The sequence below is a fragment of the Microbacterium hatanonis genome (assembly GCF_008017415.1).
Lineage (GTDB): Bacteria > Actinomycetota > Actinomycetes > Actinomycetales > Microbacteriaceae > Microbacterium > Microbacterium hatanonis.
The window spans coordinates 1786929-1806216 of the sequence record NZ_VRSV01000001.1 but is presented as its reverse complement, the minus strand read 5'-3'; the positions used below and the strand labels follow the sequence as shown (position 1 = coordinate 1806216).

Annotated in this window: 18 protein-coding genes; 9 read left to right on the top strand and 9 right to left on the bottom strand. The window is 70.6% G+C overall.

What is annotated here, in order from left to right:
- Nucleotides 1-13: 13 nt before the first annotated feature.
- Nucleotides 14-610 (top strand): hypothetical protein, encoded by a 597-nt coding sequence (locus FVP77_RS16815; protein WP_187266857.1) that lies wholly within the window; start codon nt 14-16, stop codon nt 608-610.
- Nucleotides 611-626: 16 nt separating this feature from the next.
- Here FVP77_RS16815 and FVP77_RS16810 read toward each other — a convergent pair whose 3' ends face one another.
- From FVP77_RS16810 to FVP77_RS08700, 4 genes are all read right to left on the bottom strand, one after another.
- Nucleotides 627-788: a hypothetical protein gene (locus tag FVP77_RS16810; RefSeq protein ID WP_187266856.1), complete on the bottom strand. Its 162-nt coding sequence runs from the start codon at nt 786-788 to the stop codon at nt 627-629.
- Between the two features lie 76 nt (nt 789-864).
- On the bottom strand, nt 865-1581 hold the full coding sequence (locus tag FVP77_RS08710) for a glycosyltransferase (RefSeq protein ID WP_246134027.1): 717 nt from the start codon (nt 1579-1581) through the stop codon (nt 865-867).
- Nucleotides 1578-2930, bottom strand: coding sequence for a PIG-L family deacetylase (locus tag FVP77_RS08705; protein WP_187266855.1), 1353 nt, complete (start codon nt 2928-2930; stop codon nt 1578-1580). Before FVP77_RS08705 ends, FVP77_RS08710 begins: the two co-directional genes overlap by 4 nt.
- The gene (locus tag FVP77_RS08700; RefSeq protein ID WP_147894114.1) at nt 2927-3958 is read right to left on the bottom strand and encodes an acyl-CoA dehydrogenase family protein; all 1032 of its coding nucleotides are present in this window, start codon (nt 3956-3958) and stop codon (nt 2927-2929) included. Before FVP77_RS08700 ends, FVP77_RS08705 begins: the two co-directional genes overlap by 4 nt.
- 86 nt (nt 3959-4044) lie before the next feature.
- On the opposite strand from FVP77_RS08700, the gene FVP77_RS08695 reads away from it, so the two are divergent.
- Together FVP77_RS08695 and chrA are read left to right on the top strand one after the other, a co-directional pair.
- Nucleotides 4045-4458, top strand: a complete 414-nt coding sequence (locus FVP77_RS08695; RefSeq protein ID WP_147894113.1) for an arsenate reductase ArsC — start codon at nt 4045-4047, stop codon at nt 4456-4458.
- 3 nt (nt 4459-4461) lie between these two features.
- Nucleotides 4462-5652 carry a chromate efflux transporter gene (gene chrA / locus FVP77_RS08690; RefSeq protein WP_147894112.1) on the top strand — a complete coding sequence of 397 codons (1191 nt, stop codon included), beginning with the start codon at nt 4462-4464 and terminating at the stop codon, nt 5650-5652.
- A gap of 107 nt (nt 5653-5759) precedes the next feature.
- Here the strand turns inward: chrA and FVP77_RS08685 are convergent, their stop codons facing one another.
- Both FVP77_RS08685 and FVP77_RS08680 read right to left on the bottom strand, forming a co-directional pair.
- Nucleotides 5760-6254, bottom strand: a complete 495-nt coding sequence (locus FVP77_RS08685) for a DUF1269 domain-containing protein (RefSeq protein ID WP_147894111.1) — start codon at nt 6252-6254, stop codon at nt 5760-5762.
- A gap of 86 nt (nt 6255-6340) precedes the next feature.
- Nucleotides 6341-7231, bottom strand: a complete 891-nt coding sequence (locus FVP77_RS08680; protein ID WP_147894110.1) for an SMP-30/gluconolactonase/LRE family protein — start codon at nt 7229-7231, stop codon at nt 6341-6343.
- Nucleotides 7232-7412: 181 nt separating this feature from the next.
- On the opposite strand from FVP77_RS08680, the gene FVP77_RS08675 reads away from it, so the two are divergent.
- Nucleotides 7413-9467: a PQQ-dependent sugar dehydrogenase gene (locus tag FVP77_RS08675; RefSeq protein ID WP_147894109.1), complete on the top strand. Its 2055-nt coding sequence runs from the start codon at nt 7413-7415 to the stop codon at nt 9465-9467.
- Nucleotides 9468-9489: 22 nt separating this feature from the next.
- Here the strand turns inward: FVP77_RS08675 and FVP77_RS08670 are convergent, their stop codons facing one another.
- On the bottom strand, nt 9490-11298 hold the full coding sequence (locus tag FVP77_RS08670; protein ID WP_246134026.1) for a glycoside hydrolase family 15 protein: 1809 nt from the start codon (nt 11296-11298) through the stop codon (nt 9490-9492).
- Nucleotides 11299-11470: 172 nt separating this feature from the next.
- Between FVP77_RS08670 and FVP77_RS08665 the strand changes: the two genes are divergently transcribed.
- The 4 genes from FVP77_RS08665 to FVP77_RS17050 all read left to right on the top strand — a co-directional run bounded on the left by FVP77_RS08665 (nt 11471) and on the right by FVP77_RS17050 (nt 13940).
- Nucleotides 11471-12028, top strand: a complete 558-nt coding sequence (locus FVP77_RS08665) for a Dps family protein (RefSeq protein WP_147894108.1) — start codon at nt 11471-11473, stop codon at nt 12026-12028.
- Between the two features lie 78 nt (nt 12029-12106).
- Complete coding sequence (locus tag FVP77_RS08660) at nt 12107-13000, top strand: SDR family oxidoreductase (RefSeq protein ID WP_281290316.1); 894 nt, start codon at nt 12107-12109, stop codon at nt 12998-13000.
- Between the two features lie 128 nt (nt 13001-13128).
- The gene (locus FVP77_RS08655; protein ID WP_246134025.1) at nt 13129-13695 is read left to right on the top strand and encodes a DNA-formamidopyrimidine glycosylase family protein; all 567 of its coding nucleotides are present in this window, start codon (nt 13129-13131) and stop codon (nt 13693-13695) included.
- Nucleotides 13584-13940, top strand: coding sequence for an Fpg/Nei family DNA glycosylase (locus FVP77_RS17050; RefSeq protein ID WP_246134066.1), 357 nt, complete (start codon nt 13584-13586; stop codon nt 13938-13940). Before FVP77_RS08655 ends, FVP77_RS17050 begins: the two co-directional genes overlap by 112 nt.
- A 3-nt stretch (nt 13941-13943) precedes the next feature.
- Here FVP77_RS17050 and FVP77_RS08650 read toward each other — a convergent pair whose 3' ends face one another.
- Together FVP77_RS08650 and FVP77_RS08645 are read right to left on the bottom strand one after the other, a co-directional pair.
- Nucleotides 13944-15578, bottom strand: a complete 1635-nt coding sequence (locus tag FVP77_RS08650) for a cyclic nucleotide-binding domain-containing thioredoxin-disulfide reductase (protein WP_147894107.1) — start codon at nt 15576-15578, stop codon at nt 13944-13946.
- 37 nt (nt 15579-15615) lie between these two features.
- Nucleotides 15616-17109, bottom strand: a complete 1494-nt coding sequence (locus FVP77_RS08645; RefSeq protein ID WP_147894106.1) for a DHA2 family efflux MFS transporter permease subunit — start codon at nt 17107-17109, stop codon at nt 15616-15618.
- A gap of 170 nt (nt 17110-17279) precedes the next feature.
- Here FVP77_RS08645 and FVP77_RS08640 point away from each other — a divergent pair, with 170 nt between their 5' ends.
- On the top strand, nt 17280-19160 hold the full coding sequence (locus FVP77_RS08640) for an ABC transporter ATP-binding protein (RefSeq protein ID WP_425463133.1): 1881 nt from the start codon (nt 17280-17282) through the stop codon (nt 19158-19160).
- Nucleotides 19161-19288: the final 128 nt, after the last annotated feature.

Here is a 19288-nt window from a genome sequence, read left to right as displayed (position 1 = left end):
CTAGAGTGGCCGCATGATCCGTCGTCGCGTCATCGCCCTCAGCGTCGCCGTCGCGGCGACCGCCCTGATCCTCGCCGGGTGCGCCAGCGGCGCCGACCCGAGCGGAAGCCCCACGACCTCGCCGTCGGCGACGTCAGCCTCACCGACACCGACGCCCACTCCCACTCCCACACCCACGCCGACCCCCACGACTGCGCCCGAGACGCTGCCCACCGACTGCACCCAGCTCGGGACCGCGTCCACGCGCGCCGAGACGGTCGGCGATATGACGTTGCAGAGCAACGGCGAGGGATTCACCCGGCCCGCGCCCGAGGGGGCGACGCTCGCTCTCGGCTGCGACTGGATCGTCGGTGAAGGGGCGGGGGTGCTGCTGCTCATCAGCACCGCGCCCGCCGCGAACGTTACCGCCGCGCTTCCCGGCCTCGCGTCGGAGGGATACACGTGCCAAGCGGCGGAGGACTTCGGCGCGCAGTACTGCCTGCTGCCGGGAGACGGCAGCGACACGGAGGAGGCGATCGTCGCGCGCGACGACGTCTGGATCTATTACGCCACCGTCAACCGCAACGGCCGCGCCCTGCTGTCGGAGATCGTCTCGGGCATCTTCGGCTGAGGGCGCGGGCCGTGTTCTAGCGGCTCGTCGCGTCGCCGAGGTCGGTGTCGGTGTACTCGCCGGGGGTCACGTCGTCTTTGTGCGTGTCGCGGCCTTCGGTCGTCTCGACGTCGGTGTATTCGCCCTCGTCGGTCGTCTCGCGCTTGGCTGCGTCTTCGGGGTGCTTGTGGTCGGTCATGGCCGCCTCCTCGGGGTATGAGGTCTCGAACGTTACGCCCGGGGCCCCCGGCGCGCACGCCCTTGACACATCCGCGTCAGCCGTCGGCGGATGCGGCGAGAGGGACGAGGTCTTCACGGAGGTATCTCGCGTATCCGCCGGGCGTCCGTCCCTCCGATCTCCCGCTGGTGATGACGTTCGCCTGTGCCGAGGCGACGATCTTCGCGCCGAGGAGGCGTGCTCGATCCACGATCATGACGTCCTCGTGCTCGGGCACGGGCGCGAAGCCGCCTGCGGCGGCAAGCGTCGACGAGCGGATGCCGAGGTTGGCGCCGTGCACGGCGCCGTTGGCGACGCCGATCTCGTAGGTCGAGAGCCACGCGCGACGCTGGCGGTCGTCGAGATCCCGCAGGTCGGGGTGGACGGTTCCGACGACGACGTCGGCACCGGCCGCAGCGAGGTCGAGCTGGTGCGACAGCCAATGCGGCGGTACGACGGAATCGGCGTCGGTGTGCGCCGTCCACACGCGTTCGGGCGCGACATCGGAGAAGAAGGCGCTCGCCGCCGCGGCACCCGCGGCGCGGGCCGCGCCGACCTTCCCCTCCTCGATCACGACGGTGGTGACGTCGTGCCCTCCGGCGATCACTGCCGACAGGTCGGTGCACGCGTCGAGCACGAGGAAGACGGCGACGGGCAGGCGGCGCACCGACCGGACGGCGGCGGCGACCGCGCGCAAGCACGCGTCGAGCAGCTCCTCCTCGTCGTGCGCCGGGATGATCACGGCGATCGCGGCGATGTCGTGGCCGGGCGTCACGCCAGTCCTTCCCGCTCGGCGACCGACCCCGGTGCGGTCGCGTAGACCTCGAGCACGAAGTCCGCCTCCTCGTGGCGCGCGATACGGTGCAGGCCGAGCGAACGCGACAGCTCGAGGTGCACGCGGTCTCCGATCGTCGCCGCGTCGTCGATACGACGGCGCCAGTGACACGCGACGACCACGGCGTCGTCGGTGAGCGACCCGCGGATGCTTCGTGCCAGAAGGTCTCGGTCATCGGCGCCCAGGTAGTACGCGAGCTCCGACAGCACGACGAGGTCGAATCGGCCGGCGGGCCACGCGCCGGGCAGTACGCGCTGCTCGACGCGCACATTCGCGAGGTCTCGGGTGCGGTCCGACGCGGCGCGCACCGCGGGCTCCGAGGCATCGACGGCGAGGAGGTCGTCGCACCGGCCCGCGAGCTCGGCGGTCAGAACGCCGTTCGCGCACCCGAGTTCGAGCGCGGTCGCGAACGATGCGCGGGGGAGCGCCGCCAGCAGCACCGCGCGCTTACGCGCTTCGTACCAGCGCGTCTCGAACCCCCAGGGATCGTCGTGCCGGCGGAAGAAGTCGTCGAACGCGGCGATGTCGGCGCTGGCTCCGGCCGTGATCGGGGCGGCGATGTACACCTCCTCGGCGCGGAGGAAGTGCGCGCGCATACCGTCGTGCACGATCGCCTCGCCGCCGGGAAGCGGCGACAGCGGTTCGACCTGCGTGCGGTGACGGGCGATGGCCCCCGATTTCGCGGCCCGTTCCGCATCCGTCAGCTGCAGCACCTGCCAGCCGGACGTCTCGACGGCGTCGGGCGTCGCCCAGTGCCAGAGCCAGATCGGATAGCCCACGACCTCGACGGAGGGCGCACCCAGCTCGAGGGCGATCTCGCCGAGCACTCGGTGATCGCGATGGCCGTCGCCCCACCAGGGGGCGGCTACGAGCACGGGGCGGTCGGCCACGCCCGCCAGCACGGCGTTCACGCGCGCCGCGATCTCCGCCCGCTGCTCGTCGACGCGCCCGTCGTCGAACCCGAGGAACACGAGCCCCGCCGACGGGGCGAGATCGGCGACGGCGTCGACCGCCTCGCGCCGGCGCTCGCGACGGAGGTCGCGATCATCTCCGAGAAGCGGATGCGACGCGCCGCCGTCGGTGACGATGACCACCGTGACCGGGACACCCACGGCGTGGCACCGTGCGACCAGGCCGCCAGCGCCGAGCGTTTCGTCATCGGGGTGCGCGGCGAGGACGACGACAGCGTCCACGTCGAGGTGCAGCGGGGGAGCGGCGCGCCAGGGCGCAGCATCCGCCCATGTCTGCTCGAGCGTCCCGGGGTCGCGATGGTCGAAGCCGGCGCTCACGATGAGCTGACCTTCCGGCCGAGTCCGGCCAGGTCGCGCCGACCGTGATGCTGTCGCAGGTAGATGCGCAGGTCGGCGATCCGGCGCGCGAACGGTTCGTCGGTCGTGAGCGGGCCGGGTCCGAGCGCCTGCTCCGCGAGGGAGGCGATGCGTTCCGCGGTCTCGGCGACGGTGGCGCGGACGCGGTGGGCGAGCACCGCCGGCGCGTCGATCCCGCGGGCGGCGCGTCCGGCCGCGTCGGCGAGCACCGCGCGGGCCGCCCACGACGCGGCATCCGCCTCCCCGGCGTAGGCCGCGGCGAGTTGGTCGGCTCCCTCGCGCGCTGCCGCGCGCGCCAGGGCGCCGACCACGGGGAGGGAGGCGCCCCACCAGACGGCGGCCACTCCGATGCCGCCCCAGGCGAACCCGGGTCGTCGGAGGTACCAGCCGTCGTCGCCGATCGGCGTCGCGACCGCGTCGTCGAAGTCGACGGGCGCGCTCACGACCTGCGCGAGGCCCCGTGAGACCCAGGGGCCCGCGTGCGGGTGCACGCCGGGCGAGCGGAGGTCGACGGCGAAGAGCCGACGCTCGTCCGGTGCCGTCCAGGCCGTCACGAGGGCGTGGCTCAGGTGCGTCGCCAGGGAGCACCACGGTTTCGTCCCCGAGAGGATCCACCGCCCCTCGCGCTCCCGGGCTCGCACCGAGACGTCCTTCCCCTCGGCGGCGAAGACCCCCCACGTCGCGTCCGGGCCCGCAGCCGCCTCAGCGCTCACGGCGTCGACACGGGCGGCCTGCTCGAGGATCTGCAGCGCATCGACGTGGGGCTCCAGCATCCGCGCTCCCGCGACGTCGACCGCCGCCGTGGCGGCCAGCGACTCCCAGCCCGCGGCGTGCGGCGCCGACGCGACGTCGGCTCCCACCGACCTCACCCACGCGAGGGTCGCGCCGACGTCGAGGCCGAAGCGGTCGACCGCGCGCGCCGACCGCGAGATCGTCGCCGCGAGATCCGATGAGCCCTCGAGGCCGAGGGTCACATCGACATCGTCCATGTCGTGAGCCTAAGCACGGGTGAACTCTCGGTGTCCGGCATTGCCGGTTGCCCCGCCGGCTGATAGCCGCCCGTCATACTGGTGGGGTGACTACCCCCACCGTGCTCTTCGTGTGCGTGCACAACGCCGGCCGTTCCCAGATGGCCGCGGGCTACCTGCAGGCCCTCGCCGGTGACCGGGTCGACGTGCGCTCGGCCGGTTCCGCCCCGAAAGACGAGATCAATCCGATCGCGATCGAGGCCATGGCCGAGGAGGGGATCGACATCGCGGGCAACGCCCCGAAGGTGCTCACCGTCGACGCCGTGCGCGAATCCGACGTCGTGATCACCATGGGCTGCGGCGACGCGTGCCCGATCTTCCCCGGCAAGCGTTACGAGGACTGGGAGCTCGACGACCCCGCCGGTCAGGGCATCGAGGCCGTTCGCCCCATCCGCGACGAGATCCGCACGCGCGTGGAGACGCTCATCGCCTCGCTCGTGCCGGCTGCACCGCACGCCTGAGCCGTGTCGCGGTCGGGCTCGGTCGCCGAGGTGTTCGGCGTCTTCGCCAAGCTCGGGCTGACCTCGTTCGGCGGGCCTATCGCCCACCTGGGCTACTTCCGCGACGAGATCGTGACGCGCCGGCGCTGGCTCGACGACGAGCGCTACGCCGATCTCGTGGCGCTCTGCCAGTTCCTCCCCGGTCCGGCATCGAGCCAGGTCGGGTTCGCGCTCGGGATGCTGCGTGCCGGGGTCGCGGGTGCGCTCGCCGCCTTCGTCGCCTTCACGCTTCCCTCGGCCGTGCTGATGATCGCCGCCGCCTACGGGGCGGGCCTGCTCGGCGGCACCCTCGGAGGCGGGCTCGTCGACGGGTTGAAGATCGTCGCGGTCGCCATCGTCGCGCAGGCGGTGTGGGGCATGGCGAAGACCCTGACTCCCGACCGGCAGCGCGCCGCGATCGCCGTCGTCGCCGCGGTCATCGCGGTGCTGCTGTACGGTGCGGGCGGGCAGGTGCTCGCGATCGTGGTCGGAGCGCTCGCCGGCCTGTGGCTCTGCCGCGCGGGGTCGGAGCCGGGGGCCGGGATGCTGCGGTTCCCGGTGTCGCGGACGGCCGGGTGGGTCTGCCTCGCAGCGCTCGTCGCGCTGCTGATCGGGTCGCCGATCGTGGCGGCGCTGACGGGAAGCGGGGCCGTGTCGCTCTTCGACGCGTTCTTCCGTGCCGGAGCGCTCGTCTTCGGCGGCGGCCACGTCGTGCTGCCGCTCCTCGACGCGGGCGTGGTCTCGACCGGGTGGGTCGCGCCCGATCAGTTCGTCGCCGGCTACGGCCTCGCCCAGGCGATGCCCGGCCCGCTCTTCACCTTCGCGGGATACCTCGGGGCCCTCTCGGACGTCGGTCCCGGGGGTGTCGCCGGCGGCGTGGTCGCGCTGGTGGCGATCTTCCTCCCCGGATTCCTGCTGCTGGTCGGCGTCATGCCGTTCTGGAACGCACTGCGCGCCCGCGCGTGGGCCGGTGCCCTCCTGCGCGGCGCGAGCGCCGCCGTCGTCGGCATCCTCGCGGCTGCACTGTACGACCCGGTCTTCGTGTCGGGAGTCGTCGACGGCGGGTCGTTCGCGCTCGCCCTCGTCTGCTTCGCGCTGCTCGTGTCGTGGCGGGTCGTACCGTGGATCGTCGTGCTCGTCGGAGCTGCGGGAGGCGTGCTCCTCGCGTACGTCTGACCCCGGATGCCTGCGCTGTAGGTAGGAGAAGGGCCCGGCGTAGGACGATCGCGGTCGGATCGTCCTTCACCGGGCCCTTCTCCTACCGTGAGGACGGGCGGCGGGGCCTACTGGCCGTTGTTCAGGTCGTGGATCAGCTCGCGCTCCACGTCCTCCGACAGCGACGTCTGGACGACCTTGCCGTTGAACGGGGCGAGGGCCGCGGCGAACTTGTCCTCGGTGAGCTTCGTGGCGTAGATCACGATCGCCGACTTGCCCTCCGACACGGTGGACTTCACGCGATCGCGGAACTGCGCGTCGAGACCGGTCTTGTCGAGCCCGGCGAACAGTCCGCCGAAGAGCCCTCCGAAGACGAGACCCGCGAGCGGCACGAAGAACAGGATGCCGATGAGGGTGCCGAAGAGCGCTCCGCCGGCGGCGCCCGCACCGATGCGCGCTCCCGAACCCGGGTATTCGACCTTCGTCTTGCCTTCTTCGTCGACCTTCACGAGGGCGAGGCCCACGAGCTGGACGATCAGGTCGTCCTGCAGCTCCTGCACCTTCGCGTAGGCCGCCTCGGCCTCGCTCTCCTTGTCGAACGCGATAACGATGAGATCTGCCATGTCGCATCTCCTGATCAGGGGTCTGGTCCGCCGAAACGGCGGCTTCGAGTGCGACCTTAGTGGACCCGTGAGAACGGCGACAGACGTCAGTCGACGGGCGACATCTCGCCGAAAACGCCCACGGCGCGTCCGGCCGTGTCGACGTCGACCGTGAAGATCGATCCGCTGAGCGGGGCCGCACCGAGATCGTCCTCCGTGAGGTTCTCGCGCGCCGAACCGATGAAGAGAGTCCGCCGCTCCCGACCTCCGAGCGCCACCGACGTGACGTTCGGCGCGGGCACGGCCAGACGGGCGGTCACCTCGCCTTCCGGGCTCCAGCGCAGAACCTCGCCCCCGCCGTAGACGGCGTTCCAGAAGCATCCGTCGACGTCGCGCACGAGGCCGTCGGAGTCGAAGCCGCGCAGGTACGGCTCGAGCTCGCCGAGCTCTCCGCGCCCCGGTCCGTACGGCGCGCGGTAGACGGTCTTCGTCGACGTGTCGGTGACGTACATCTCCCGACCGTCGGGGGTCCACTCGAAGCCGTTGGCGACGCCGAAGCCGCCCCTCAGCACCTCGGGGAGCTCACCGGCGGCGAACGCGTAGAGCGCCGCATCGGGGTCTCCGGAGGTGACGTCCATGCCGCCGACGATGAACCGCCCGAAGGGGTCGACCTTGCCCTCGTTGAAGCGGATGCCGGCGTGTGCGTGCTCGACCTCGGCGATCGTGCCGGTGATCGCGCCCTCCGAGTCGAGCGACACGATGCGATTCTTCAACGCCGCGACGAACCCGCCCCCCTGCGCGGGCTGCACCGCGCTCATCGGCGCGGGGAGCTCGACCACGCGGTCGCCCGACCCGTCGACCGCACCATCGAGTCGCGCCCGATGGAAGGTGCCGGTCGTGATGTCGACCCACGAGACCTCGTCGTAGCGCTCATCCCAGAAGATGCTCTCCACGAGCACCGAATCCAGTCGGCGGAAGAGCTTCGGTTCAGCGTTCATCGAGGGTGCCTTCGATCGTGGTCGTGGGGGAGCGGATGCTGCAGACGTGCTGGTTCGAGGATGCCCGACTACTGGTGTCTGCCCGTCCGCATTGTCGTGGAGTGGCCCGGACTGTATCTTCGGAGCCCCCGGGGTTGCGCGCCCGAACACATCCCTCCCGTTTCACCGATGAGGAGTTGGAATGTCTTCGATCCGCATGCGCTGGGGCGCGGCCATAGCCGCCGCCGCGATCGTCCTGTCCGCGCTGGTCGCGGCCCCCACCGCGGTCGCCGCCACCGGGGTGCCCGTCACGGGCGTCCAGTCGGGGCTCTGCCTCGACGTCAAGGGCGCCTCCCGCACCGCCGGCACCCCGATCGTCATCTGGACGTGCGGCAACGCGTCGAACCAACGTTGGAACCTCACGGGCGCCGGCGAGTTGCGTGCGTACGACGACGCACGCTGCCTCGACGCGAGGGGGACGGCCGCCCGCGTCGGCGGGCAGCCGAGCATCGCCTCGTGCGGCGGCTCGGCCTCGCAGCAGTGGAACGCCGGTGCCGGCGGAACGCTGGTGCACGAAGCATCCGGTCTCTGCCTCGACGCCTCGGGGACGACCGCGGGATCGACTGTGCTGCTGCGGACGTGCCAGGGCACGCCGCGACAGCAGTGGCGCGTGGGCGCCGCGACCGACACTTCGCCGCCGTCCGCACCGGGGACCCCCGCGAGCTCGAATCTCACGTGCAAGAACGTCACGCTCACCTGGGGTGCGTCGACCGACAACGTCGGGGTGACGGCCTACGACCTCTATCACGACGGTCAGCTCGTGAAGACGGTCGCCGGAACGGTGCGCCAGACCACGCTCGACGTCGTCGAGGGCGTCGCCTGGGGATGGTACGTGAACGCCAGGGATGCCGCGGGCAACGTCTCGCAGGCGAGCGCATCGCTCGTCGTCACCCCGCCGCGCTGCACCACCGATACGGCCGCCCCGAGCGTTCCGACCGGGGTGACCGCCACGGCGTCCGGCACCTCCGTGCAGGTGGCGTGGACCGCGTCGAGCGACAACATCGCCGTCTCGGGGTACGACGTGCGGCGCGACGGCGCCGTGGTCGGCTCGGTCGCGGGTTCGGTGCGGGCGTTCACCGACAGCGGGCTGCAGGCCGGACGCACCTACAGCTACACGGTGGTCGCGAAGGATGCGGCGGGCAACTCCTCCGCCGCGAGCGCCGCAGCCTCGGTGACCACGGCGGCGGCGTGCAGCACTCCGATCTGCGGCACGACCGTCGTCGCGACCGACCCCGACATCCCGTGGGGACTCGTCAACCTCCCCGACGGATCAGTGCTCTATTCTCGGCGCGACGCGCACGAGATCGTCCGGTTCGATCCGGCGACCGGCACCAAGACCGTGGTCGGCCGCGTTCCGAACGCCACGAGCACCGACGGCGAGGGCGGGTCGATGGGGCTCGCGATCGCGTCGGATTTCTCCACCGACCCGTGGCTCTACATCATGCACACCACGGCGAGCGACAACAGGGTCGTGCGCATCCGGTACACCGCCGGTGCGCTCGACACCACGACGACGGATGTGCTGCTGTCGGGGATCCTGCGCAACAAGTACCACAACGGCGGACGGCTGCGGTTCGGACCCGACGGCATGCTCTACGTCGCGACCGGCGATGCGCAGAACGGCAATTACGCTCAGGCCCTCACGGGTACGGGGGCACTGAACGGCAAGATCCTGCGGATGACCCGCGAGGGCGACGTCCCGAGCGACAACCCGTTCGGCTCCTATGTCTGGAGCTACGGCCACCGCAACCCGCAGGGTCTCGCGTTCGACAGTCAGGGCAGGCTCTGGCAGCAGGAGTTCGGCAACTCCGTCATGGATGAGACCAACCTGGTCGTGAAGGGCGGCAACTACGGGTGGCCGCAGTGCGAGGGCACGTCGGGATCCGGATGCGGCGCAGCCGGGCTGATCGCACCCAAGCGCACCTATTCCACCGCAGACGGCTCGTGCAGCGGGCTGACCATCGTCGGCTCAGCGCTCTTCGTCGCGTGCGGCCGCGGTCAGCGGCTCTACCGCGCCGAGATCTCCGGTTCGAGCCTGGTCAACGTGCAGCAGTACTTCGTCGGCACCTTCGGACGGCTGCGCACGGTCGAGCCGGCGCCCGGCGGCGACCTGTGGCTGACCACGACGAACACCGGTGACAAGGACAGCGTTCCGAACAACAGCAACGAACGCATCATCCGGGTGGACCTGCGCTGACACGTGCCGGGGAGGCTCGAGGTCAGTGCCCCTCGAGCCTCTTCGTCGGCGCCAGGTCGCGGATCGTCAGGGCCGCGGTGACGAGCGCCAGGTGACTGAGCGCCTGGGGCAGGTTGCCCCATGACTCGCCGTCGGACGCGTCGATCATCTCGGCGTAGACGCCGACATCGTTGCCGCGCGTCACCAGGTCGTCCATGGCCGCGATGGCCTCGTCGTGGCGTCCGACGCACGCCAGGGTCGCGGCCCGCCAGAACGCGCAGGCGACGAAGGTGTGCTCCTCCTGGTCGACGCCGGTGTACCGGTACAGCAGGTTGCCGGCACCGAGGTCGCGGGTGATCGCGTCGATCGTCGACGACATGCGCTCGCCGCGGTCGTAGCCGCTGGGGCCGTGCAGCAGGACGGAGGCGTCGAGATCGGTCGATCCGGGGTACATGACGTAGGCCTGGGCTTCCTCCGACCAGCCGTTCTCCTCGATCCACTGCCGCACACGTTCGCGCTCCGACGCCCACCGTGACGCGCTCCCCGGGATCTGCCCCGCTTCGGCGAGGGCCACCGCGTCGTTCAGGGCCTGCCAGCATCCCATCTTCGACGAGGTGTAGTGACGGATCTCGGGCAGCTCCCACATCCCCGAGTCGGGATTGCGCCACAGATCGCAGACGCGGTCCGCGGTGTCTGCGAGCATGCGACCGGTCGCCACGTCGAGCACGTTGCCCGCATCGACGTACGTCCGGCAGATCGCGAAGAGGTCGCCGTAGACGCCGAGCTGCAACTGGCCCTGGGCCGGATTGCCCGTGACGACCGGTCCGATGCCGCGCCACCCCTCGACATCGAAGGTCTGCACCTCGGTGCCGGTGCCGCCGCGGAGGGTGTACATCACGTGCAGATCGGGGCCGTTCTCGCGGATCGTCCGCAGCAGCCAAGAGATGGCGGCATGGGTCTCTTCGCGCAGACCGAACAGGATGAGGGCGTGAGAGGCGTAGGCGAGGTCGCGCACCCACGCGAACCGGTAGTCCCAGTTCTTGCCGCCGCGCGGGTTCTCAGGCAGCGACGTGGTCGCCGCCGCCGCCATCGACCCGGTCGGCGAATACACGAGCAGTTTGAGCGCGAGCGCGCTGCGCTGCACGTCGCGGGCCCAGGGTCCCTCGTAGGAGAACTCCTTCGACCACGCCCGCCAGCCCTCGATCGTGCGGTCTATGCCGCGGTCGACGTTGTCGGGGTCGGGAAGGTGCAACGGCTCGTCGTCGGTCGCGGCCAGCACGATGAGATGCCGGGAGTCGGGGGTCGTCGTGAAGCGCCCCTGGATGCGGGGAGCCGACGCCGAGCCGGGGTCGGGATCGTCCCGGCCGTGGTTCTTCCCCACGATCGCGAACGAGATCTCGCCGACCCGCATCACGCACGCCCCGTCGATGTCTTCGATCCACGGTGATGCGGTCTGCAGCTGCGTGCCGGGGCGGATGACCCACTCGAAGTGGACCTCGCCCTCGATGCCGTCGACGCGGCGGGCGAGCTCCGCCCACGGCAGCCGCCCGGCGACCCCGGTCACCATCGCGTCGGTGAGCCGCGCCTTCCCGGTCGCGGTGGTGAACGTCGTCTCGAGCACGTTCGTCCGCGGGATGTAGCGGCGTTTCACCTCGTAGTCGCCCGAGGGGTGCAGATCGATCGCGCCACCGGTCTCGGCGTCGAGCAAACGGGCGAATACCGGATGCGAATCCAGGTTCGGCAGCGGCATCCAGTCGATCTGTCCGCGCATCCCGACCAGGGCCACCGTGCGCCCGTCGCCGATCGGTGCGTAGGAGCTGAGAGGGTCGGCGGAGGCAGGGGTATCGGGCACGACTCCCACCGTAGGAACAGCCCGATGCCGGGAGCACGGGCTTGCGCGAACCCTCGGCCCCGACTAACCGCTCCGTACTAACAACGAACGGATGCATCGACAACCCCCGTGGCGTCGCCGGAGAGCGGGTCTAGCGTCGATCACATACCCGTTGCGACCGTCAGGAGACATCATGGCAACCGACTCGAAGACAGCCCCCCGTAACCGTCGTCGCCCCGCGAAGGGCGGAAGCGGCGCGGGCCTCACCGCGACCGAGAACGCCGAGAGCGGCTTCACCGCGTCGGCGAAGCTCAGCGAGAACCTGCAGCGGGTTCTCGTCGACCTGATCGAGCTCTCGATCCAGGGCAAGCAGGCACACTGGAACGTCGTCGGCAAGAACTTCCGCGACACCCACCTCCAGCTCGACGAGGTCATCGAGGCAGCTCGCGAATTCAGCGACACCGTCGCTGAGCGCATGCGTGCTCTGCACGCCCTTCCCGACGGACGCAGCGACACGATCGCCGAGACCACCACCCTGCCGGAGTTCCCGCAGGGCGAGGTCGACACGAGCGAGGTCGTCGACCTGGTGACCGAGCGACTCGAGTCGGCCACGTCGACCGTGCGCGAGGTGCACGACGACGTCGACGACGAAGACCCCACGAGCGCCGATATCCTCCACTCGATCCTCGAGCGCCTCGAGCAGCTCGCGTGGATGGTCAGCGCCGAGAACCGCACGCCGCGCAAGCGCTGAACCGCGCCCGCATAGACGGCTTCGACCGCCGCCGCAACCCCCGGGAGCGGCGGCGGTCGCTCGTTTTAGCGTGACGGCATGGCCGACAACATGTACACGCCCCAAGACCCCAATACCCAGTTCCCCCGGCCGCCGTTCCCCCCGCAGCAGCAGACCGGCCCCGGCGACATCCGCAAGATGGATCCGGCTCCCGACCACGGTGAGACCAGCTACATCGGGAACAACCGCCTCCCGGGCCGGAAGGCCCTGATCACCGGCGCCGACTCCGGCATCGGCCGAGCGGTGGCCATCGCCTACGCCCGTGAGGGCGCAGACGTCGCTCTCAGCTACCTCCCCGAGGAGCAGGAGCAGGCCGAAGAGGTCGCCGCCCTCATCGAGAAGGAAGGCCGCAAGGCCGTGCTGCTCCCCGGCGATCTGCAGGACGAGAGCGTCGACAAGGAGATCGTCGAGAAGACGGTCGCCGAGCTCGGCGGTCTCGACATCCTCGTGATCAACGCCGGCACGATGCCGACCGTCGACAGCATCGACGACTTCGAGACGAAGACCCTCGACCACGTACTGAAGGCCAACATCTACCCGCTCTTCTGGCTGACGAAGGCGGCGTCGCCGCACCTCAAGCCCGGAGCGTCGATTATCACGACGTCCAGCATCCAGGGCTTCGTCCCGTCTCCGTCGCTCGCCGAGTACGCCGTGTCGAAGGCCGGCATCGCGAACTGGACGCGCGCGATGGCCCAGCAGCTGATCGAGCGCGGCATCCGTGTGAACGGCGTCGCACCGGGCCCGATCTGGACGCCGCTGCAGCCCGCCTTCGTGCCGAACGAGAAGATCGAGGCGTTCGGCGAGGAGACGCCGATCGGCCGTGCCGGTCAGCCCGTCGAGCTCGCACCGCCGTTCGTCTTCCTCGCCTCGCAGGAGTCGAGCTACGTCATCGGAGAGACCATCGCGGTCACGGGCGGTTCGCCCACGCACTGACCGTGCCGGCACAGCCCTGGTCGCTTCGACGAGCTCGGCGACCGGGGCTCTGTCGTGCGCGCCGGCGGAATCGGTCCCCGGGCTTGTCGAAGGGCCCCACCGGTGCGGTGGAGGAGGAGGATGCTGTCATGCCCGAGTCACCGGAAGTGCAGGCGCTCGCCGAGTTCCTCGACCAGCACCTCGTCGCGCAGCGGATCGTCGGCGTCGACCTCGAGGAGTTCCGCGCGCTGAAGACCCGTGCCCGGCCGCTCGACGAGCTGATCGGGGCGACCGTGTCAGGAGTGCGGCGCTTCGGCAAGCATTTGGAGATCGCCACCGACGGCGCCGGGCTGGTGATCAGCTTCGGCCGCGCGGGGTGGGCACTCCTCGACGAGCAGATGGATGCGCCGGTCCTCGCGCGTGTGGAGTTCGACAGCGGATCGTCCCTCACGGTCACCGACGCGGGGTCGTTCCTGTCGCTCGGGCTCTCGGTCGTCGACGACGTGCGCGACGTCGCCTCGATCGCCAAGCTCGGTCCGGATCCCCTCGATCCCGCCTACTCCCGCGCCCAGTTCGATGTGGCCCTCGGCTCGCGGCGCAACAGATCCGCGCCCTGCTGCAGGAGCAGGAGTCGATCGCCGGCATCGGGGGCGCCTACTCCGACGAGATCCTGCACGTCGCGAAGCTGTCGCCCGTCGCGCACGCGGTGGATCTGAGCGACGACGATCGAGACCGGCTCTTCGGTGCGGTCGTCGACGTGCTGCGCGAGGCGGCCGAGGCCCGTCGCGGCATCGTTCCCTCCCGGCAGAAAGCGGCGAAGGTCGACGCGATGCGCGTGCACGGGCGAACCGGCGAGCCCTGCCCCGTGTGCGGAGGCAGCGTGCATGATGTGCCCGGCTCCACAGGCGCGGCGCAGTACTGCCCGACCTGTCAGACCGGGGGAGTGCCCCTTCCGGAGTGAGGGTCAGGAGGCCAGCGCCCGGTGCACCGACGCGACGGCGCTCGACCCCTCGCCCACGGCCGCGGCCACGCGCTTCATCGACCCGCGGCGCACGTCGCCCGCGGCGAACACGCGCGGGATCGACGTCTCGAACGGCAGCGGCTCCCGCCCGAGCCGTCGCCACGGCGAGTCCACGTCCATCACGGCGATGTCGGTGCCGGTGCGCAGGAACCCGTCGCCGTCGCGGTCGAGACAGGAGAGCCACGTCGTGGCGGGCTCGGCGCCGATGAAGCAGAACAGCCCTCGCGCGTCGACCTCGCCCAGGGCGTCGATGCGCACGCGCTCGAGCTGCCTCTCGCCGTCGAGTGCGGTGACGTTCGCACTCGTCACGACGTCGATCCGTGCATCCTCGAGCAGCCGGTCGACGAGGTAGGTCGACATGCGGGACCTGAGGTCTCGGCCTCGCACCACCAGACGCACCGGGCACCCTCCCGAGGCCAGGAAGAGCGCGGCCTGGCCGGCCGAGTTCGCCCCGCCGACCACGATGACGGGCGCGTCGGTGACGTGGCGCAGCTCGAGCTGGGTGGCGGCGTAGTAGATGCCGGCACCCTCGAAGTCGTCCCAGCGATCCAGCGGGAGGCGGCGGTAGGCGGCCCCCGACGTCACGATCGCCGAGCGGGCGTGCACGATCCGCCCGTCGCTGAGGGTGATGTCGAGGCCCTCGTCGACGGGGCGCAGGTCGACGGCCTCGCACGGCGCGTACACGCGGACGCCGAACTTCAGCGCCTGGAGCGAGGCCTGACCGATGAGGTCGCGGCCGCTCACGCCGAACGGGAAGCCGAGGAAGTTCTCGATGCGGGAGGTCGCCGCCGCCTGCCCTCCGGGCGCGACGGAGTCGAGCAGCACGGTGCTGAGTCCCTCGGAGGCCCCGTAGATGGCGGCCGCGAGACCGGCGGGTCCGCCGCCGATGACGACGAGGTCGACGATCTCGTCCGCCTCGCCCTGGTAGCTCAGGCCGAGCCTGTCGGCGACGAGGCCCGGCGTCGCCCGCAGCAGAGGCTCGCCCTGGATGTAGGCGAGGGGCAGGTCGCCCTCGGAGTACTTGTGCTTCGCCATCGACGTCTCGTCGGCGAGGTCGACCTCGACCGCGGAGTGCACGAGATCGAGGCGCTCGGCGAAGCGGCGGAGCGCGAGGAACTCCGACGACGATTCGACGCCGACGAGCTTGAGCGTGAGGGCGGCGGGGCCCTTGCGCAGCGACTCGCGCCGGTACCAGAGGGTGCGCAGCAACATGTCGCAGAGCTCGTCGTCCTCGCTCATGAGCTTCCGCAGCGACGGGCCCGAGACCCGCAGGATGCGGCCCGCCTGCGTCACCCGGGCGGAGAGGAACGCTCCCTGGTGGTTGAGGAGTCCCAGCTCGCCGACGAACGTGCGCGCCCCCATCGAGGCAATGATCGTCTCACCGATCCACCACAGCGAATCACGTACGACATCGATCTGCGCGGTGTCGACCAGGATGAGATCGTACGCGCGATCACCGGAGCGAAAGGCGTATTCGCCGACCTCGACGTCTTCGGGCGCGCCGTAGGACGTCAGCCGCTCCCATTGGGCGTCGGTGAGCACGGGCTGCTGCACGAGATCGGGCTCGGTAGTCTGCACGAGGCCAGGCTACCGAGCCCGAGGGCGCTGAGGGCCGTCAGTGTGCGAGCGGCAGTTCCGCGGGGGCGTCGGCCGGCTTCTTGACGAGGAACGCACCGACGAGGAGCGGCAGCGAGATGATCGCGGCGACGAGGAATGCGCCTCGCGCGCCCGCCGCCTCGGCGGCCGCGGCGGTCTCGGTCGACGCACCCATGACGGAGGCCATGGTCGTGATGAGGATCGAGATGCCCGCCGCGCCCGCGACCTGCTGGAGCGTGTTGACGATGGCGGATCCGTACGAGTACTGACGAGGCTGCAGCGACCCGAGCGAGGCGGTGATCAGCGGGGTGAAGGAGAGAGCCAGGCCCAGCGAGAGCAGCGTCTGCATGACGACGATCAGCCAGATCGGCGTCGTGGTCGTGGCGAGCAGGGCGTAGGCCCAGAGCATCGCGCTCACCAGGACGGCGCCGGGAACGAGCAGCACCTTCGTGCCGCGGCGGTCGTAGATGCGGCCGATGACGGGACCTGCGAGACCCATCGCGAGCGCACCCGGGAGAAGCACCAACCCGCTCTCGGCGGCATTGAGTCCGAGCCCCTGCTGCAGGTAGAGCGGGAGGAGCGTGATCGTGCCGAAGAAGGCGAGCGACATGACGCCGAGCTGGGCGACGGCGAGCGAGAAGTTGCGCACCCGGAACACTCGCAGGTCGAGCAGCGCGTCGTCGGTGCGCTGGAGGCGCAGCTGCCGCCAGCCGAAGAGCACGAGCGCGACGGCGCCACCGACGAGGGCGACGATGAGCAGCAGCGGAGAAGAGGGTTCGCTCGCCGCATCCGCCTCACCGTGGCCGCCGAGCTGGCTCAGGCCGAAGACGACCCCGCCGAAGCCGATCGCGGAGAGGATCACCGAGAGCACGTCGATGCGGTTGTGCTCGGTCTCGGAGATGTTGCGGATCCACTTCGCGCCGATGGCGAGCGAGACGAGGGCGATGGGGAGCACGAGTCCGAAGTTCCAGTGCCAGCCGATGGTGTCGACGATGAAGCCCGACACGGTCGGGCCGATCGCGGGCGCGAGAGAGATGACGATGCTGACCCGGCCCATCATGCGGCCGCGCAGGTGCGGAGGCACGACCGTCATGAGGGTGGTCATCAGCAACGGCATCATGATGGCCGTACCCGAGGCCTGGATGACACGGGCGGCGAGCAGCATGGGGAAGCCGACCGAGAGGAAGGCGACGAGCGTTCCCGCGGAGAAGAGGGACATCGCGGCGATGAACATCTGCCGCGTGCTGAACCGACGCAGGAGGAAGCCGCTGATGGGGATGATCACGGCCATGGTCAGCATGAACGCGGTCGTCAGCCACTGCGCGGCGACGGCCGTGATGCCGAGGTCTTCGATGAGCGCGGGGATCGCGACGCCCATCGTCGTCTCGTTGAGGATCGCCACGAACGCGGCGACCAGGAGAAGCCAGATCACCCGGCTCTGCTCGGGGGAGACGCCCGATGCGGACGTGACGGACTGGGGCTGTCGGATGCTGTCGGTGGCGGGGGCGGCCATAGGTGGCTCCTCATCGTGCAATCGGGGCGCTGGTCGCCACCGGACCGGGTGGCACGAACACGGTAACGCGGACCCCCGACACGAAATTCCCTCGATGGCGAACAATCTCCAGCGTCCGCAGCATCCCGCCCCCCGTGTCGACGGGCGGACGTAGGCTGACCGGCATGAGCATGGCAGGCGGCGTCGGATTCCGCGGCGTCGACATCGAGGCGCAGCGCAAGCGCAACGCCGACGCCCCGCGGGTGGCGAATCTCGGCAGGCGGGTGGTCGCGCTCTTCCGTCCCTACCGGTGGCGCATCGCGATCACCGCGCTCCTGGTCGTCCTCGGTGCCGCCGTGGCGGTCGTGCCGCCGCTTCTCGTGCAGCGCATCTTCGACGACGGGCTGTTCCCGGTCGCCGGAGGGCCGCCGGACATCCCGGTGCTCGTGCGGCTCGTGGTGCTGATGATCGCGTTCTTCCTCCTGTCGGCGGCGCTCGGCGTCGGTCAGACCTGGCTCACCGCCACCGTGGGCAACGCGGTGACAGGAGACCTGCGCCTGCGGCTCTTCGACCACCTGCAGGCGATGGAGCTCGGCTTCTTCACCCGCACCAAGACCGGGGTCATCCAGTCACGGCTCCAGAACGACGTCGGCGGCGTCTCCGGCGTACTCACGAACACGGTCACCAGCATCCTGGGCAACACCGTCACCGTCGTCGCCTCGCTCGTGGCGATGGTGCTCATCGACTGGCGGCTGACCCTCATCGCCGTGGTGATGATGCCGATCCTTGTGCTGGTGCAGCGCCGGGTCGGCCAGGTGCGGGCGCGCATCGCGGGCGAGACCCAGGAGTCGCTGTCGGAGCTCACCTCCATCACGCAGGAGACGCTCAGCGTCTCGGGCATCCTGCTGTCGAAGTCGTTCAACCGGCAGCGCGCCGAGTCGGGGCGGTTCGCCAACGAGAACACCAACCAGGTGCGTCTGCAGGTGCGCCGTGCGATGAGCGGCCAGGGATTCTTCGCCGTGGTGCAGGTGCTGATGGCGAGCGTGCCCGCCGTGATCTACCTAGTGGCGGGGTTCCTCGTCACGGGTGGCGACGGCGGGACGGTCACGGCGGGAACGATCGTCGCCTTCACCACCGTGCAGGCGCGACTTCTCATGCCGCTGATGGGACTCATGCGCGTGGCCCTCGACCTCCAGACGTCGGCGGCGTTGTTCGCGCGCATCTTCGAGTACCTCGACCTGGTTCCCGCGATCACCGACAAGCCCGACGCGATCGATGTGACGCAGGCCGCGGGGCCGCTGGGGCGGCTCGAGTTCCGCGACGTGCAGTTCCGCTACCCCGACGCCGCGGAGTCCGCGCGTCCCACGCTCGACGGGGTATCGTTCGTGGCCGAGCCCGGGCGCCACGTCGCGTTCGTAGGCCCGTCGGGGGCGGGGAAGACGACGATCCTCTACCTCGCACCGCGCATGTACGAGGCGACCGGGGGCGCGGTGGTGTTCGCCGGCGCCGACGTGCGCGACCTGCGCGCCGAGTCGGTGATCGACCAGATCGGGATCGTGTCGCAGGAGACCTACCTCTTCCATTCGACGATCCGCGAGAACCTCCGCTACGCCCGGCCCGACGCGACCGATGCCGAGCTCGAGGCCGCCTGTCGGTCGGCGAACATCCACCACGTGATCGCCGGGTTCGAGAAGGGGTACGACACGGTGGTCGGGGAGCGCGGCTACCGGCTGTCGGGCGGAGAGAAGCAGCGCATCGCGATCGCGCGCGTGCTGCTGAAGGATCCGCCGGTGCTCCTCCTCGACGAGGCCACGAGCGCGCTCGACACCGTCTCGGAGCGCATCGTTCAAGAGGCGCTGGATGCGGCGGCCCGTGGTCGCACGACGCTCACCGTCGCCCACCGCCTGTCGACGGTGATCGGCGCCGACGTGATCCACGTGGTCGACGACGGACGGATCGTGGAATCGGGCACCCACTCGCAGCTCCTCGCCGCGGGCGGCCTGTACGCCAGCCTCGCAGCCGAGCAGCTGGCAGCCACCCGCGTGCTGACCGAGGAGCAGACGGCCGGCTGAGCCGAGCGCGTGAGGTGCCGCGAATCGGGGTCTCACGCCGCGCGGTGATCCCGAGTCGCGGCACCTCAGCGCGAGAGGGCACGCGGAGTGTTCGTCCGCGCGCGATGTCTCGTTCACCGTCGTGCACA